Genomic DNA, 15,683 nt, shown 5'->3' with positions numbered 1-15,683 from the left:
CGGTGACGCAGCGGCCGCCACCACCCCCCTCACCTCCACCAGCTCCCCCCTCGATCCCATGGAGACAGGACGTGTCCCGTCAGGTGTTCCTCTACGACCCCCCGGACCGGTTCGTGGCCGGCACGGTCGGACTGCCCGGGCGCCGTACGTTCTTCCTCCAGGCCACCGCCGGCTCCCGGGTGACCAGCGTGGCCCTGGAGAAGACCCAGGTCGCCGCTCTCGCCGAGCGCATGGACGAACTGCTCGACGAGGTGCTGCGCCGCAGCGGCGGCAGCGCCTCCGTCCCGGCCGTGGCCCCCACCGAGGTCTCCGACACCGGTCCCCTGGACACCCCCATCGAGGAGGAGTTCCGGGTCGGCACCATGGCGCTCGCCTGGGACGGCGAGGAGCAGCGCATGATCGTCGAGGCGCAGGCCCTGGTCGAGCTCGACGCCGAGTCCGAGGAGGACCTCGCCGAGGCCGAGGAGCGCCTGCTGCAGGACGAGGAGAACGGCCCCCCGATGCTGCGGGTCCGGCTCACCGGCGCGCAGGCCCGGGCCTTCGCCAAGCGCGCCCTCGACGTCGTCAACGCCGGGCGGCCGCCGTGCCCGCTGTGCAGCCTCCCGCTCGATCCGGAAGGACACGTATGTCCGCGCCAGAACGGATACCGCCGCGGAGCGTGACCTCCGCCGAGCTGCTCGCCGAGGGCGAGCTGACGGTGCGCGGCCGCATCCGTGACGCCTCCAACGCCGCGCTGTTCTGCACGGTGGCGCACGCGGGACAGGAGGCGTCCTGCGTGTACAAGCCGGTCGCCGGGGAGCGCCCGCTGTGGGACTTCCCCGACGGCACGCTCGCCGGGCGCGAGGTGGCGGCGTACGAGGTCTCCGAGGCGACCGGCTGGGGCCTGGTGCCGCCCACCGTGCTCCGCGACGGCCCCTACGGCGAGGGCATGTGCCAGCTGTGGATCGAGGCCACGCCGGACGCCGAGCTGCTCGCCCTCGTCGACGAGGAGGAGCCCGGTCCCGGCTGGAAGGCGATCGGTTTCGCCGAGGTCGGCGAGGGGCGGACCGCCCTGCTCGTGCACGCCGACGACGAGCGGCTGCGCCGGATGGCCGTGCTCGACGCGGTGATCAACAACGCCGACCGCAAGGGAGGCCATCTGCTGCCGGCCCCGGACGGACGGCTGTACGGCATCGACCACGGGGTCACCTTCAACGCCGAGAACAAGCTGCGGACGCTGCTGTGGGGCTGGGCGGGCGAGCCGCTGCCCCCGGAGGCCGTCGGTGTCCTCAAGGGCCTGCGCGACGCCCTCGGCGAGGGCGGCAGCCTGGCCCTGCGGCTGGCCGCCCTGATCACCCCGGCCGAGGTCGCCGCCACCCGCGCGCGGGTCGACGCCCTGCTCGCCTCCGGCAGACACCCCGAGCCCAACGGGGAATGGCCGGCCATTCCCTGGCCACCGGTCTAGGGCACCCCGGCGGGCCGGGGCGCCCCGGCCGCCACACCCCACCGCGCTCGGGGCCCACCCGCCGGGGCCGGTGCGAGAGCGCCTTCGCGGCCGTGCGGCGCGATCCGGTTCGTATACGGAACTCCGGTCCGGTTAGGCTCATGTCATGCATGCCTGGCCCGCTTCCGAGGTCCCCGCCCTGCCTGGTCAGGGCCGCGACCTGAGGATCCACGACACCGCGACCGGCGGCCTCGTCACCCTCGACCCCGGTCCCGTCGCCCGTATCTACGTCTGCGGCATCACCCCGTACGACGCGACCCACATGGGTCACGCGGCGACCTACAACGCGTTCGACCTGGTGCAGCGCGTGTGGCTCGACACCAAGCGGCAGGTCCACTACGTCCAGAACGTGACCGACGTCGACGATCCGCTGCTGGAGCGGGCGCAGCGCGACGACGTCGACTGGGTGGCGCTGGCCGAGCAGGAGACGGCCCTGTTCCGCGAGGACATGACCGCCCTCAGGATGCTGCCGCCGCGGCACTACATAGGCGCCGTGGAGGCGATACCGGGCATCGTCCCGCTGGTCGAGCGGCTGCGGGACCTCGGCGCGGCCTACGAGCTCGACGGGGACGTCTACTTCTCGGTCGAGTCCGACCCGAACTTCGGCAAGGTGTCCCGCCTGGACGCCGCAGCGATGCGCCTGCTGTCCGCAGAGCGCGGCGGCGACCCCGACCGGCCCGGCAAGAAGAACCCGCTCGACCCGATCCTGTGGATGGCCGCCCGTGAGGGCGAGCCGAGCTGGGACGGCGGCTCGCTGGGCCGCGGCCGGCCCGGCTGGCACATCGAGTGCGTGGCCATCGCCCTCGACCATCTCGGCATGGGCTTCGACGTGCAGGGCGGCGGCTCGGACCTCGCCTTCCCGCACCACGAGATGGGCGCCTCGCACGCCCAGGTGCTGACCGGCGAGTTCCCCATGGCCAAGGCCTATGTGCACGCCGGCATGGTCGCCCTGGACGGCGAGAAGATGTCCAAGTCCAAGGGCAACCTGGTCTTCGTGTCGCGGCTGCGCTACGACGGCGTGGACCCCGCCGCCATCCGGCTCGCGCTCCTCGCGCACCACTACCGGTCCGACTGGGAGTGGACCGACCAGGTGCTCCAGGACGCCGTCGCGCGCCTCGACCGCTGGCGCTCGGCCGTCTCCCGGCCGGACGGCCCGCCCGCCGACGCGCTGGTCGAGGAGATCCGCGAGGCGCTCGCCGACGATCTGAACGCCCCTGCCGCCCTCGCCGCGGTCGACCGCTGGGCGGCGCTCCAGCAGGAGCGGGGCGGCACGGACATCAGCGCCCCGGGCCTGGTCTCCCGCGCCGTGGACGCCCTGCTGGGCGTGGCGCTCTGATCCACGCGGGGTCCTGATCCACGCGGGGTCCTGATCCACGCGGGATCTGACCCCGCGCGGGGCTCCGGCCCGCGAGGGCACCCGAGACGCCGTCAGGGGCGGTGCGCGGCAAGCGCACCGCCCCTGACCCGTTTCCGGCCTTTCGCGGCCCGCCCGGCCCCGAGGTCTTCGCCGGGCCGCCCTCAGTCCTCGGAGGAGTCCTCGTCGTCCGGTCCCGGGGCCGGTCCCGACCCGGACGCCGGGCCCGGGCCCGTCCCCGGCTTCGGCGGCTTCGGGGGCCGGCCGCGGCCGCCGGGGCTGTCCCGCCGGTACGAGCCGCCCTCGGCGCCGTCCGCGGTCGCGTGCCCGCCCGGGGAACCGCCGTCGCGGCGGCGCAGGTAGCGCTCGAACTCGCGGGCGATCGCCTCGCCCGACGCCTCCGGCAGCTCCGCGGTGTCCCGGGCCTCCTCCAGCGTCTGGACGTACTCGGCCACTTCGCTGTCCTCGGCCGCGAGTTGGTCCACCCCCACCTGCCAGGCGCGCGCGTCCTCCGCCAGTTCGCCCAGCGGGATGCGCAGGTCCAGCAGGTCCTCCAGACGGTTCAGCAGGGCCAGCGTGGCCTTGGGGTTGGGCGGCTGCGAGACGTAGTGCGGGACGGCCGCCCACAGCGACACCGCCGGGATGCCCGCGTGCGTGCAGGCCTCCTGCAGGACGCCGACGATGCCGGTCGGCCCCTCGTACTTGGTCTCCTCCAGATCCATGCGGCGGGCCAGGTCCGAGTCGGACGTGGTGCCGCTGATCGGGACCGGGCGCGTGTGCGGGGTGTCGCCGAGCAGGGCGCCCAGGACGACCACCAGTTCCACGCCCAGTTCGTGCGCGAATCCGAGGAGCTCGTTGCAGAACGACCGCCAGCGCATGGACGGTTCGATGCCGCGGACCAGCACCAGGTCGCGCGGCTTCTCGCCGCCGATCCGGACCACCGACAGCCTCGTCGTCGGCCAGGTGATCTTGCGGACGCCGCCGTCCATGAACACCGTGGGGCGGTTCACCTGGAAGTCGTAGTAGTCCTCGGCGTCCAGCGCCGCGAACACCTCGCCCTTCCACTCCCGTTCCAGATGCGCGACCGCGGTGGAGGCGGCGTCGCCGGCGTCGTTCCAGCCCTCGAACGCGGCCACCATGACCGGGTCGATCAGCTCGGGAACCCCCTCGAGCTCGATCACCCAGTGCCTCCTTCCGACGTGCCCTCGCGTACGTCCCAACCTTACGGCGTGCGGCGGGGGCGACCGCAGCCCCCTTGCACGGGGGAGTGACCGGATCACTGCCCCGTTCGCCACCCGGGAACACCCCCGATTCATCGGAGCTGTGCCCGCCGGATGCGGCCGGCCGCCTTGTATACGACCAGGACACGACCAGGGGGATCGTTCATAGGTCGGATGTACCGAAGAGCTCCGATGACCTGCGGCGCGGGTGTGCGGCAGGCGTCCCACGACACACGGCTGCCGAGGGACAAGAGGCACGCATGAGCGAACCGCGCGGTGCCCGCACGCCGGACCGCCGCCGCTCCACGCCCCCTCAGGGAGTGGCGCGCAGCCGCCGCTCCACGCTCGCGAGGTGCACGGTCGCCCAGGAGCGCGCCGCCTCCGCGTCCCGGTCGCGCAGGGCCGCGAGGATCGCCCGGTGCTCACGCAGCGTGCGGCCGATCGCGTCCGCCCCCGCCGGGCCGCGCCAGACCCGGGCCACGGCGGCGGGCCCCGGCAGGCCGTCGAGCAGGGCGCCGAGCACCGAGTTGCCGGAGCTGAGCGCGATGCCCCGGTGGAACTCCAGGTCGCACGCGACCAGTTCCGCCACCGAGGGATTCGGGCCGAGCGCGTCCAACAGGGCCGACAGCTCGTCCAGTTGACGGTCGGTGATGCGGGCGGCCGCCAGCGCGGTCGCGGCCGGCTCCAGGATGCGGCGCACGGCCAGGAACTCCGGCACCGCCTCCTCGCGGTGGAAGTCCACGACGAAACCCAGCGTCCGCAGGAGCAGTTGGGGGTCCAGACCGGTGACGTACGTCCCGTCGCCCTGCCGTACGTCCAGGATCCCGAGGAGGGACAGCGCCCGCACCGCCTCCCGCAGGGAGTTGCGGGACAGGCCGAGTCCGGCGGCGAGTTCGCCCTCCTTCGGCAACCGGTCGCCCGGACGCAGCGCACCGGAGACGATCATCGCCTTGATCTTCTCGATCGCCGCGTCGGTCACCGCCATGGCCGTCCTCCCGGGCGCTCAGACATCGGATGTCCGAGCACAGTATGGGGGCGCGCCGCGCCGCCCGGGGAGGAGAGCCCACAGCTCAGCGCGCCCGCCGCATCCGCCGCACGCGCGCCCGGTGCAACGGGCCACGGCCCGTGCGCCCGCGCGGCCGGGAACGCGAAAGGGGGCGGCTCCGTCGGGGTGGAGCCGCCCCCTTCCGCACGGCCGGCCCCCCGTGCGGTGGGGGCCGGGCCGGCCGGTCCCGTCGTCGACGGGGCCGTCGTCCGCCCGACGGTCACTTCCCGTCGAGCAGGTCCTGGACCTTCGCCCGCACCTCGTCGGTGGCCAGGCCGCGGATGGTCAGGGTGGTACGGCGGCGCAGCACGTCGTCCTGCGTCTCGGCCCACTCGTGGTCGCGGGCCCAGACCACCTGCGCCCAGATCTCCGGCGCGTCCGGGTGGACCCGCTCGCCCAGTTCCGGGTTCTCGTTGGCCAGCCGGGCGATGTCGAAGGCGAGCGAACCGTAGTGCGTGGCCAGGTGCCGGGCGGTGTCGGGGGCCATGCGCGGGCCGGGCGCCGGGCGGTCCACCAGCAGCCGGTGCGCGACCGCGCGCGGGTTGGCGATGCCCGGCAGCGGCAGCTTCTTCGGCAGCGAGGAGATCGGCTCGAAGTCCTCGCCGAGCGGGCGGCCCGGCAGCGACTCCAGCTTCTGCATCACCGTACGGCCGATGTGGCGGAAGGTGGTCCACTTGCCGCCCGCGACGGACAGCATCCCGCCCCTGCCCTCGGTCACCACGGTCTCGCGCTTGGCCTTGGCGGTGTCGCCGGGGCCGCCCGGCAGCACCCGCAGCCCGGCGAAGGCGTACGTGATCAGGTCACGGTCGAGCTGCTGGTCGCGGATGGAGAACGCGGCCTCGTCGAGTATCTGGGCGATGTCCTTGTCGTTGACGGCGACATCGGCCGGGTCGCCCTCGAACTCCTCGTCGGTGGTGCCGAGCAGCAGCATGTCCTCCCAGGGGAGGGCGAAGGTGATCCGGTACTTGTCGATCGGCGTGGCCAGCGCGGCCTTCCAGGGGGAGGTGCGCTTCAGGACCAGATGCGCGCCCTTCGACAGCCGGATCGACGGCGCGGCACCGGGGTCCTCCATCCGGCGCAGGTGGTCGACCCACGGGCCGGTCGCGTTGAGCACCAGGCGGGCGGCGACCCCGAACTCGTCTCCGGACAGCCGGTCCTTGAGCTCGGCGCCGGTGACCCGGCCCCGGGTGAACCGCAGGCCGGTGACCTCGGCGTGGTTGAGGACGACGGCGCCCGCCTCGACGGCCGCGCGGACCGTCATCAGCGCCATCCGCGCGTCGTTCATCTGGTCGTCGCCGTAGACCGCGACGGCCTTGAGGTTCTCGGTGCGCAGCTCGGGCACGTCCTGCGCGGCCTTCGACGGGCTCAGCAGGTGGCCGACGCCGTCGCCGAAGGCGGACAGCGCGGAGTAGGCGAAGACGCCCGCGCCGAGCTTCGCCGCGCCGTGCGGCCCGCCCTTGTACACGGGGAGGTAGAACGTGAGCGGGTTCGCCAGGTGGGGGGCCACCTGGCGGGAGACCGCACGGCGCTCGAAGTGGTTCTCCGCCACCAGCTTCACCGCGCCGGTCTGCAGGTAGCGCAGACCGCCGTGGAGGAGCTTGGAGGAGGCGGAGGAGGTGGCGCCGGCGAAGTCGCCGGCGTCGACCAGAGCCACCCTGAGGCCGGACTGCGCGGCGTGCCAGGCGGTGGAGATGCCCAGGATGCCGCCGCCGATCACGAGGAGGTCGTACGTCGCCTTCGAGAGCTGCTCCCGGGTCTCGGCCCGGCTCGGGTGGGAGCCGGAGGCCGGGTGCGATCCCAGGGCAGGCGCGGACTGCAGGGTGGACTGACTGGTCATGCGGTTTCTTACTCCTCGTCCTCGAGCCAGCCCATGGTCCGCTCGACGGCCTTGAGCCAGCTCTTGTACTCACGGTCGCGGGTGTCCGCGTCCATGCGGGGGGTCCACTCGGCGGCCCGCCGCCAGTTGGCGCGCAGGTCGTCGGTGCTGTTCCAGAAGCCGACGGCCAGGCCGGCGGCGTAGGCGGCGCCGAGGCAGGTGGTCTCGGCGACCATCGGGCGCACCACGGGCGCGTCCAGGAAGTCCGAGAGCGTCTGCATCAGCAGGTTGTTGGAGGTCATGCCGCCGTCGACCTTGAGGGCGGTCAGCTCCACGCCGGAGTCCTTGGTCATGGCGTCCGCGATCTCCCGCGTCTGCCAGGCCGTGGCCTCCAGGACGGCGCGCGCGAGGTGCGCCTTGGTCACGTACCGCGTCAGGCCCGCGATCACACCGCGGGCGTCGGAGCGCCAGTACGGGGCGAACAGGCCGGAGAAGGCCGGCACGAAGTAGGCCCCTCCGTTGTCCTCGACCGAGAGCGCGAGCGTCTCGATCTCGGCGGCGGTGGAGATCAGGCCCATCTGGTCGCGCATCCACTGCACCAGGGAGCCGGTGACGGCGATCGAGCCCTCCAGGGCGTAGACCGTGTCCTGGTCGCCGATCTTGTAGCCGACGGTGGTCAGCAGCCCGCTGTAGGAGTTGATGATCTTGTCGCCGGTGTTCATCACCATGAAGGTGCCGGTGCCGTAGGTCGACTTGGTCTCGCCCTCGGAGAAGCAGGTCTGGCCGAACAGGGCCGCCTGCTGGTCGCCGAGCGCCGAGGCGACCGGGATGCCGCCGAGCAGGTCGCCCAGCTTGCCGCCCTTGATCTCGCCGTAGACCTCGGCGGAGGAGCGGATCTCGGGAAGGATCCGCGTCGGCACGCCGATCGACTCGGCGATCTTCGCGTCCCACTCCGTGGTGTGCAGGTTCATCAGGAGGGTGCGGGAGGCGTTGGTGACGTCGGTGACGTGCCGTCCGCCGTCGACGCCGCCGGTCAGGTTCCAGATGACCCAGGTGTCCATGGTGCCGAAGAGGATGTCGCCCGCCTCGGCGCGCTCGCGCAGGCCGTCGACGTTGTCGAGCAGCCAGCGGGCCTTCGGGCCGGCGAAGTAGGACGCCAGCGGGAGGCCGGTCTCGCGGCGGAAACGGTCCTGCCCGACGTTGCGGCCGAGCTCCCGGCACAGGGCGTCGGTGCGGGTGTCCTGCCAGACGATGGCGTTGTGGACCGGCTCACCGGTGTTCCTGTCCCACAGCACGGTGGTCTCGCGCTGGTTGGTGATGCCGATGGCCTTGATGTCGTCGCGGGTGATGCCGGCCTTCTCGATGGCTCCGGCGACGACCTCCTGGACGTTGGTCCAGATCTCGGTGGCATCGTGCTCGACCCAGCCCGGCTTGGGGAAGATCTGCTCGTGCTCCTTCTGGTCGACGGAGACGATACGGCCGTCCCGGTCGAAGACGATGCAGCGGGAGGAGGTGGTGCCCTGGTCGATGGCGGCGATGAAGGGGCCGGCGTGGGCGTCGGTCACTGTGTGCTCCTGAGGGTTCCGTGGTCAAGGGGGCGGTACGTACGCGTGCCGAGCAGCCCGGTGCTCGGGAGAGCCATGCGTGCCTAAGCGAATGCGACGTTGTAGATACCCGCGGCGAGCGCGCCGCCGATCAGCGGACCGGCCACCGGGATCCAGGCGTAGCGCCAGTCGGAGCCGCCCTTGTTGGGCAGGGGCAGAAGGGCGTGCACGATACGCGGGCCGAGGTCGCGGGCCGGGTTGATCGCGTAGCCCGTCGGGCCGCCGAGCGAGAGGCCGATGCCGACGACCACCAGCGCGGTGATCAGCGCGCCCAGCGTGCCGAGGCCGTTGCCCTTGTCGTTCAGGCCCTGGGTGAGGACGGCGAGCACGAGAACGATGGTGCCGATGATCTCCGTGGCCAGGTTCTGCGCCACGTTGCGGATCTCGGGACCGGTGGAGAAGACGCCGAGCACGGGACCCGCGGCCGCCTCCTGGGCCTCGACCGCCTTGGCGGTGGTGGCCTGCGCGCCGGGACCGCCGACGATCTCCTTGTCGGTGAGGTGGGCGTGGAACTGGCCGTAGTAGGCGAGCCAGACCAGGGCCGCACCGATCATGGCGCCGAGGAGCTGTCCCGCCCAGTAGGTGGGGACGTTGCTCCAGTCGTTGTCCTTGATCGCGAGTGCGAGGGTCACCGCCGGGTTGAGGTGGGCGCCGGACAGCGGCGCCGAGGTGTAGACGGCGGTGAGCACGGCGAAGCCCCACCCGAAGGTGATGGCGAGCCAGCCGGCGTTGCGTGCCTTGGAGGCCTTGAGCGTCACGGCGGCGCAGACGCCGCCGCCGAGCAGGATGAGTATGGCGGTACCGATGGTCTCGCCGATGAAGATGTCGGAGCTGGACACCCGCGACTCCTTTGTCCTTCGTCCAGGGGTAGCCGAACCCCGGGTCCCTCCGGGGGTCTGGCGCCCTCGGGGGTGAGAGCGAAATCGGCCACTGGCACTGCCACACTCTAGCGCTTATTGCCGTTAGCTGTTCGACAATGCCGACCGATGGACGGGAGTCTTGCTTCGGCCTCACCTGGGCGTCAAGAGTTCTGTTGCCGGTAGCCCGATCGTTACTGATCGCCGCGTGGCGTCGGCTCGGCCGGCGGAAACCGGCTGGTCGCCCAGGCGGTGTCGTGATCGGTTGCGTCCTGGTCGACTGTGTGGGATCACGAGCGGTTCTGTACGGATCGCGGGGCGCGTGTACGGGCGCGCGGGGCCGGCCGGGCGCGCAGGCGCGAGCCTGCGGACATGCCGCGGACCGGAACGCCGTTCGGCCTTCCGGTCCTTATTCGTACGTGGGTCAGAACCGCCCGGCGCCCAGGTCCCGCGACACCGCGCGGGCGCAGTCCCGCACCGCCGCGACCAGTTCGTGGCGCAGCTCACCGTCCCGGCACACCCGCTCCACGGCGCCGGTGATGCCGACCGCGCCCACCGGCATCCGCCGCCGGTCGTGGACGGGCGCGGCGATGGAGGCGACGCCCTCCCAGGTCTCCTCGACGTCGGCCGCGTAGCCCCGCGCGCGCGTGAGGTCGAGGATGTGCTCGAATCCCTCCAGGTCGCACACGGTCCGGTCGGTGAACGCCTTGCGGTCGGCCTCGAGCGCCTCGCTGTGCGCGACCGGGTCGTACGCGGACAGCACCTTGCCGAGCGCCGTGGAGTGCAGCGGCTGCATGGCCCCGATCTCCAGGACCTGCCGGCTGTCGTCCGGGCGGAAGACGTGGTGCACGATCAGCACGCCCTGCTGGTGCAGCACGCCCAGGTAGACGCTCTCCCCGCTGGAGCGCGCGAGGTCGTCCGTCCAGACCAGGGCGCGGGCCCGCAGCTCGTGCACGTCGAGGTAGGTGGTGCCCAGGCGCAGCAGCTCCGCACCCAGCTGGTAGCGCCCGGAGGCGTCGTCCTGCTCGACGAAGCCCTCCTGCTGGAGGGTGCGGAGTATGCCGTGGGCGGTGCCTTTGGCCAGGCCCAGCGACGAGGCGATGTCCGACAGTCCGAGTCGCCGCTCGCCGCCCGCGAGCAGTCGCAGCATCGCGGCCGCCCGTTCGAGCGACTGGATGTTCCGTGCCATCGCCGTCCTGCCTCCGTCCCCTTGAACCGCCGGCGGCGATGGGGGCGCCACCGTTCGGCAATGCCGAACACTACCGGTCGATGGCGACTCCCCGCTAATGGTCGGTCGACACCTGTTACGCCGCACGACGTCCGGATGTCACGACGCACCCCTCCCGGCGGCGGTCCGGCGGCGCTCCCGGCCGCCGGACCGGCCCCTTTCCGGCCAGGGCCTCCCGGCCGGGCCCGTCCCGGGTCGTGGACGCCCTGACCATCGGCGCGCGGTCCCGGCTACCCTGGCCGCGTGCGCCCGCCACGGGAGGCTTCCGCGCGGAGTCCCCGGGGGAAGGCGCAAAGCCGACAGCCGTCGCACCACAGGGAGCCCCTTCATGGCCTCGTTGCCACCGACCCCTTCCGCCGACAGCCGGACCCGTGTGTCCGCCCTCCGCGAGGCACTCGCCACCCGTGTGGTGGTAGCCGACGGAGCGATGGGCACCATGCTCCAGGCACAGGAGCCCACACTCGAGGACTTCGAGAACCTCGAAGGCTGCAACGAGATCCTGAACGTCACCCGGCCCGACATCGTCCGTTCGGTCCACGAGGCCTACTTCGCGGCCGACGTCGACTGCGTGGAGACCAACACCTTCGGCGCCAACCACACCGCGGCCGCCGAGTACGAGATCTCCGGCCGGGTGCACGAGCTGTCCGAGGCCGGCGCCCGGATCGCCCGCGAGGTGGCGGACGAGTACGCCGCCCGGGACGGCCGCCTCCGCTGGGTGCTGGGCTCCATCGGCCCCGGCACCAAGCTGCCGACCCTCGGCCACGTCGGCTACACCACGATCCGCGACGGCTACCAGGCCAACGCCGAGGGCCTGCTCGCCGGCGGCGCCGACGCGCTGATCGTGGAGACCACCCAGGACCTGCTCCAGACGAAGGCGTCGGTCCTGGGCGCCCGGCGCGCCATGGAGGCCACCGGCACCGAGGTCCCCCTGCTGTGCTCGATGGCGTTCGAGACGACCGGCACCATGCTGCTCGGCTCCGAGATCGGCGCCGCGCTCACCGCGCTGGAGCCGCTCGGGATCGACATGATCGGCCTGAACTGCTCCACCGGCCCGGCCGAGATGAGCGAGCACCTGCGCTACCTCACCCGGCACTCGCGCATCCCCCTGCTGTGCATGCCGAACGCCGGCCTGCCGGTCCTCACCAAGGACGGCGCCCACTTCCCGCTCGGCCCGGAGGGCCTGGCGGACGCGCAGGAGAACTTCGTCCGCGACTACGGCCTGTCCCTGATCGGCGGCTGCTGCGGCACCACGCCCGAGCACCTGCGCCAGGTGGTGGAGCGGGTCCGCGGGCTCACCCCGCCCGCGCGCGACCCGCGCCCCGAGCCCGGTGCCGCCTCGCTCTACCAGACGGTCCCCTTCCGCCAGGACACCTCCTACCTGGCCATCGGCGAGCGCACCAACGCCAACGGCTCCAAGAAGTTCCGCGAGGCCATGCTGGAGGGCCGCTGGGACGACTGCGTGGAGATCGCCCGCGAGCAGATCCGCGAGGGCGCGCACATGCTCGACCTGTGCGTGGACTACGTGGGCCGGGACGGCGTCGCCGACATGGCCGAACTGGCCGGCCGCTTCGCCACCGCCTCCACGCTGCCGATCGTGCTGGACTCCACCGAGGTCGACGTCATCGAGGCGGGCCTGGAGAAGCTCGGCGGCCGCGCCGTGATCAACTCGGTGAACTACGAGGACGGCGACGGCCCCGAGTCCCGCTTCGCCCGGGTCACCGCGCTCGCCCGGGAGCACGGCGCCGCGCTGATCGCGCTGACCATCGACGAGGAGGGCCAGGCCCGCACCGCCGAGAAGAAGGTGGAGATCGCCGAGCGGCTGATCGCCGACCTGACCGGCAACTGGGGCATCCACGAGGAGGACATCCTCGTGGACTGCCTGACCTTCACCATCTGCACCGGCCAGGAGGAGTCCCGCAAGGACGGCATCGCCACCATCGAGGGCATCCGCGAGCTGAAGCGGCGCCACCCGAAGGTGCAGACCACGCTCGGCCTGTCCAACATCTCCTTCGGCCTCAACCCGGCGGCCCGCATCCTGCTCAACTCCGTCTTCCTGGACGAGTGCGTCAAGGCCGGCCTGGACTCGGCGATCGTGCACGCCAGCAAGATCCTGCCGATCGCCCGCTTCGACGAGGAGCAGGTCACCACCGCCCTGGACCTGATCCACGACCGCCGCCGCGAGGGCTACGACCCGCTGCAGAAGCTGATGGCGCTTTTCGAGGGCGCCACCGCCAAGTCCCTCAAGGCGGGCAAGGCCGAGGAGCTGGCCGCGCTGCCGCTGGACGAGCGGCTGAAGCGGCGCATCATCGACGGGGAGCGCAACGGCCTGGACGCCGACCTCGACGAGGCCCTGACCACCCGCAAGGCCCTCGACATCGTCAACGACACCCTGCTCGACGGCATGAAGGTGGTCGGCGAGCTGTTCGGCTCCGGCCAGATGCAGCTGCCGTTCGTGCTCCAGTCCGCCGAGGTGATGAAGGCCGCCGTGGCCCACCTCGAACCGCACATGGAGAAGACCGACGAGGCGGGCAAGGGCACCATCGTGCTGGCCACCGTGCGCGGCGACGTCCACGACATCGGCAAGAACCTCGTCGACATCATCCTGTCCAACAACGGCTACAACGTCGTCAACCTCGGCATCAAGCAGCCGGTCTCCGCGATCCTGGAGGCGGCCGAGGAGCACCGCGCCGACGTCATCGGCATGTCCGGGCTCCTGGTCAAGTCAACCGTGATCATGAAGGAGAACCTGGAGGAGCTGAACCAGCGCGGGCTGGCGGCCGACTACCCGGTCATCCTCGGCGGCGCCGCGCTGACCCGGGCCTACGTCGAGCAGGACCTGCACGAGCTGTACGAGGGCGAGGTCCGCTACGCCCGCGACGCCTTCGAGGGCCTGCGCCTGATGGACGCCCTCATCGGCGTCAAGCGGGGCGTGCCCGGGGCGAAGCTGCCCGAGCTGCGGCAGCGCCGGGTGCGGGCGGCGGCCGTCGAGATCGAGGAGCGCCCCGAGGAGGGCCACGTCCGCTCCGACGTCGCCACCGACAACCCGGTGCCCGAGCCGCCCTTCTGGGGCACCCGCGTGATCAAGGGCATCCCGCTCAAGGAGTACGCGGCCTGGCTGGACGAGGGCGCCCTGTTCAAGGGCCAGTGGGGCCTCAAGCAGGCCCGCACCGGCGACGGCCCGACGTACGAGGAACTCGTCGAGACCGAGGGCCGGCCCCGGCTGCGCGGGCTGCTGGACCGGCTCCAGACCGAGAACCTGCTGGAGGCGGCCGTCGTGCACGGCTACTTCCCGTGCGTGTCCAAGGACGACGACCTGATCGTCCTGGACGAGCGGGGCAACGAGCGCACCCGCTTCACCTTCCCGCGCCAGCGCCGCGGCCGCCGGCTGTGCCTGGCCGACTTCTTCCGCCCGGAGGAGTCCGGGCAGACGGACGTGGTCGGCTTCCAGGTGGTCACCGTCGGCTCCCGGATCGGCGAGGAGACCGCGCGGCTGTTCGCCGCCGACTCCTACCGCGAGTACCTGGAGCTCCACGGTCTGTCCGTGCAGCTCGCCGAGGCCCTCGCCGAGTACTGGCACGCGCGGGTGCGCGCCGAGCTGGGCTTCGCCGGGGAGGACCCGGGCGCCATGGAGGACATGTTCGCCCTCAAGTACCGCGGCGCCCGCTTCTCCCTCGGCTACGGCGCCTGCCCCGACCTGGAGGACCGGGCCAAGATCGCCGAGCTGCTCCAGCCGGAGCGCATCGGCGTCCGCCTGTCGGAGGAGTTCCAGCTCCACCCCGAGCAGTCCACCGACGCGATCGTGATCCACCACCCGGAGGCGAAGTACTTCAACGCCCGCTGACCTGCGCTTCCGCCGGGCGCCGCGCGCCCGGCGGCGGTCGTATGAGGCGTTTCGTCCGTCCACGACGTACACTGGTCGGTCCACTGCAGGCCGGTTCCCCGCACGGGAACCGGCCTGATCGTCCCTCAAGGAGGTGCGCCCGGATGACCAGCACGGTCCCCGCGCTCGAAACCCGTACGGCCGAAGGCTCCGCCCTTCAGGCGGTGCTCCTCGACATGGACGGAACCCTGGTGGACACCGAGGGCTTCTGGTGGGACGTCGAGGTCGAGGTCTTCGCCGCCCTGGGCCACACGCTCGACGACTCCTGGAGACACGTAGTCGTCGGCGGCCCCATGACCCGCAGCGCCGGCTTCCTGATCGAGGCCACCGGCGCCGACGTCACCCTCGCCGAGATCACGGTGCTGCTGAACCGGGGTTTCGAGGAGCGCATCGGCAGCGATCTGCCCCTGATGCCGGGTGCCGCCCGGCTGCTCGCCGAGCTGGCCGAGCACGAGATCCCGACCGCGCTCGTCTCGGCCTCGCACCGGCGCATCATCGACCGGGTGCTCACCTCGCTCGGCCCGCAGCACTTCGCCCTGACGGTGGCCGGCGACGAGGTGGCACGCACCAAGCCGCACCCCGACCCCTATCTGCTGGCCGCGGCCGGCCTGGGCGCCGACCCCGCCCGGTGCGCGGTGGTCGAGGACACCGCGACCGGTGTCGCGGCGGCGGAGGCCGCCGGCTGCCAGGTGGTCGCCGTGCCGTCCGTCGCCCCCATCGCCCCGGCCCAACGGCGCACGGTCGTTCCGTCACTCGAACATGTGAATCTCGCATTTCTGCGCGGACTCATGACACAAATGCGCTGACCCGTTCACCGAGCGTGCATCGTGAATAGATTCATTACTTCGGGTCGCTCCGAAGAATGAATTAATACGTAACGGCAGTCGAATTCCGTTGCGGCGCAAGCCGGTTGAGGGTGTGACGTTCGCCACCCACGAGAGGGTCGACAGGAAGGCCGCGGCCTGCTCTCCGTCCCCCTTCGACCCGCTTTCGTGTGCCCTTGTGTCCCGATTGGTGGAACGCTGCACGAATCCTTCCGCCGGTCGTTTCTCCGCACCGTCCACACCCGGTTCCGCAGCGTGATGGTGTTTCAACTCCGGTCGCTGTGACCCTTCCTGCGGGGGCGGATTAATCTCAGCGCGAGAACATCGCCACTACCCCCGTGATCCGCCGCGACACCCCTGCATGCCGGATAC

Annotated in this window: 11 protein-coding genes; 5 read left to right on the top strand and 6 right to left on the bottom strand. The window is 72.0% G+C overall.

The window, feature by feature from the left end; all coding sequences use genetic code 11:
- Positions 1-71: 71 nt before the first annotated feature.
- From ACIPM1_RS14375 to mshC, 3 genes are all read left to right on the top strand, one after another.
- Entirely contained in the window at positions 72-662 is a 591-nt protein-coding gene (locus ACIPM1_RS14375) for a DUF3090 domain-containing protein (RefSeq protein WP_356189917.1), read from the top strand.
- On the top strand, positions 626-1,444 hold the full coding sequence (locus tag ACIPM1_RS14370; protein WP_402433609.1) for an SCO1664 family protein: 819 nt from the start codon (positions 626-628) through the stop codon (positions 1,442-1,444). The genes ACIPM1_RS14375 and ACIPM1_RS14370 overlap by 37 nt, the downstream gene beginning before the upstream one ends.
- Before the next feature lie 145 nt (positions 1,445-1,589).
- Positions 1,590-2,819 (top strand): cysteine--1-D-myo-inosityl 2-amino-2-deoxy-alpha-D-glucopyranoside ligase, encoded by a 1,230-nt coding sequence (gene mshC / locus ACIPM1_RS14365; RefSeq protein ID WP_402433607.1) that lies wholly within the window; start codon positions 1,590-1,592, stop codon positions 2,817-2,819.
- A gap of 182 nt (positions 2,820-3,001) precedes the next feature.
- On the opposite strand, the gene ACIPM1_RS14360 is transcribed toward mshC, so the two are convergent.
- The 6 genes from ACIPM1_RS14360 to ACIPM1_RS14335 all read right to left on the bottom strand — a co-directional run bounded on the left by ACIPM1_RS14360 (position 3,002) and on the right by ACIPM1_RS14335 (position 10,568).
- Positions 3,002-4,018 carry a PAC2 family protein gene (locus ACIPM1_RS14360; RefSeq protein ID WP_402433603.1) on the bottom strand — a complete coding sequence of 339 codons (1,017 nt, stop codon included), beginning with the start codon at positions 4,016-4,018 and terminating at the stop codon, positions 3,002-3,004.
- Between the two features lie 352 nt (positions 4,019-4,370).
- Positions 4,371-5,042 carry a FadR/GntR family transcriptional regulator gene (locus ACIPM1_RS14355; RefSeq protein ID WP_402433600.1) on the bottom strand — a complete coding sequence of 224 codons (672 nt, stop codon included), beginning with the start codon at positions 5,040-5,042 and terminating at the stop codon, positions 4,371-4,373.
- A 280-nt stretch (positions 5,043-5,322) separates the two neighbouring features.
- The gene (locus ACIPM1_RS14350) at positions 5,323-6,939 is read right to left on the bottom strand and encodes an FAD-dependent oxidoreductase (RefSeq protein WP_402433597.1); all 1,617 of its coding nucleotides are present in this window, start codon (positions 6,937-6,939) and stop codon (positions 5,323-5,325) included.
- An 8-nt stretch (positions 6,940-6,947) separates the two neighbouring features.
- On the bottom strand, positions 6,948-8,483 hold the full coding sequence (gene glpK, locus ACIPM1_RS14345) for a glycerol kinase GlpK (protein WP_402433594.1): 1,536 nt from the start codon (positions 8,481-8,483) through the stop codon (positions 6,948-6,950).
- Between the two features lie 83 nt (positions 8,484-8,566).
- Positions 8,567-9,361: an MIP/aquaporin family protein gene (locus ACIPM1_RS14340; RefSeq protein ID WP_356189931.1), complete on the bottom strand. Its 795-nt coding sequence runs from the start codon at positions 9,359-9,361 to the stop codon at positions 8,567-8,569.
- Between the two features lie 442 nt (positions 9,362-9,803).
- Positions 9,804-10,568 (bottom strand): IclR family transcriptional regulator, encoded by a 765-nt coding sequence (locus tag ACIPM1_RS14335; RefSeq protein ID WP_356189934.1) that lies wholly within the window; start codon positions 10,566-10,568, stop codon positions 9,804-9,806.
- Positions 10,569-10,935: 367 nt separating this feature from the next.
- Here ACIPM1_RS14335 and metH point away from each other — a divergent pair, with 367 nt between their 5' ends.
- Together metH and ACIPM1_RS14325 are read left to right on the top strand one after the other, a co-directional pair.
- Positions 10,936-14,448: a methionine synthase gene (metH, locus tag ACIPM1_RS14330; protein WP_402433589.1), complete on the top strand. Its 3,513-nt coding sequence runs from the start codon at positions 10,936-10,938 to the stop codon at positions 14,446-14,448.
- A 143-nt stretch (positions 14,449-14,591) separates the two neighbouring features.
- Positions 14,592-15,293, top strand: a complete 702-nt coding sequence (locus tag ACIPM1_RS14325) for an HAD family hydrolase (RefSeq protein WP_402433586.1) — start codon at positions 14,592-14,594, stop codon at positions 15,291-15,293.
- Positions 15,294-15,683 lie beyond the last annotated feature (390 nt).

Source organism: Streptomyces sp. NPDC086766 (assembly GCF_044746005.1).
GTDB lineage: Bacteria > Actinomycetota > Actinomycetes > Streptomycetales > Streptomycetaceae > Streptomyces.
The sequence above is the reverse complement of the archived record's forward strand: the minus strand, read 5'-3'. Positions and strand labels throughout refer to the sequence as shown.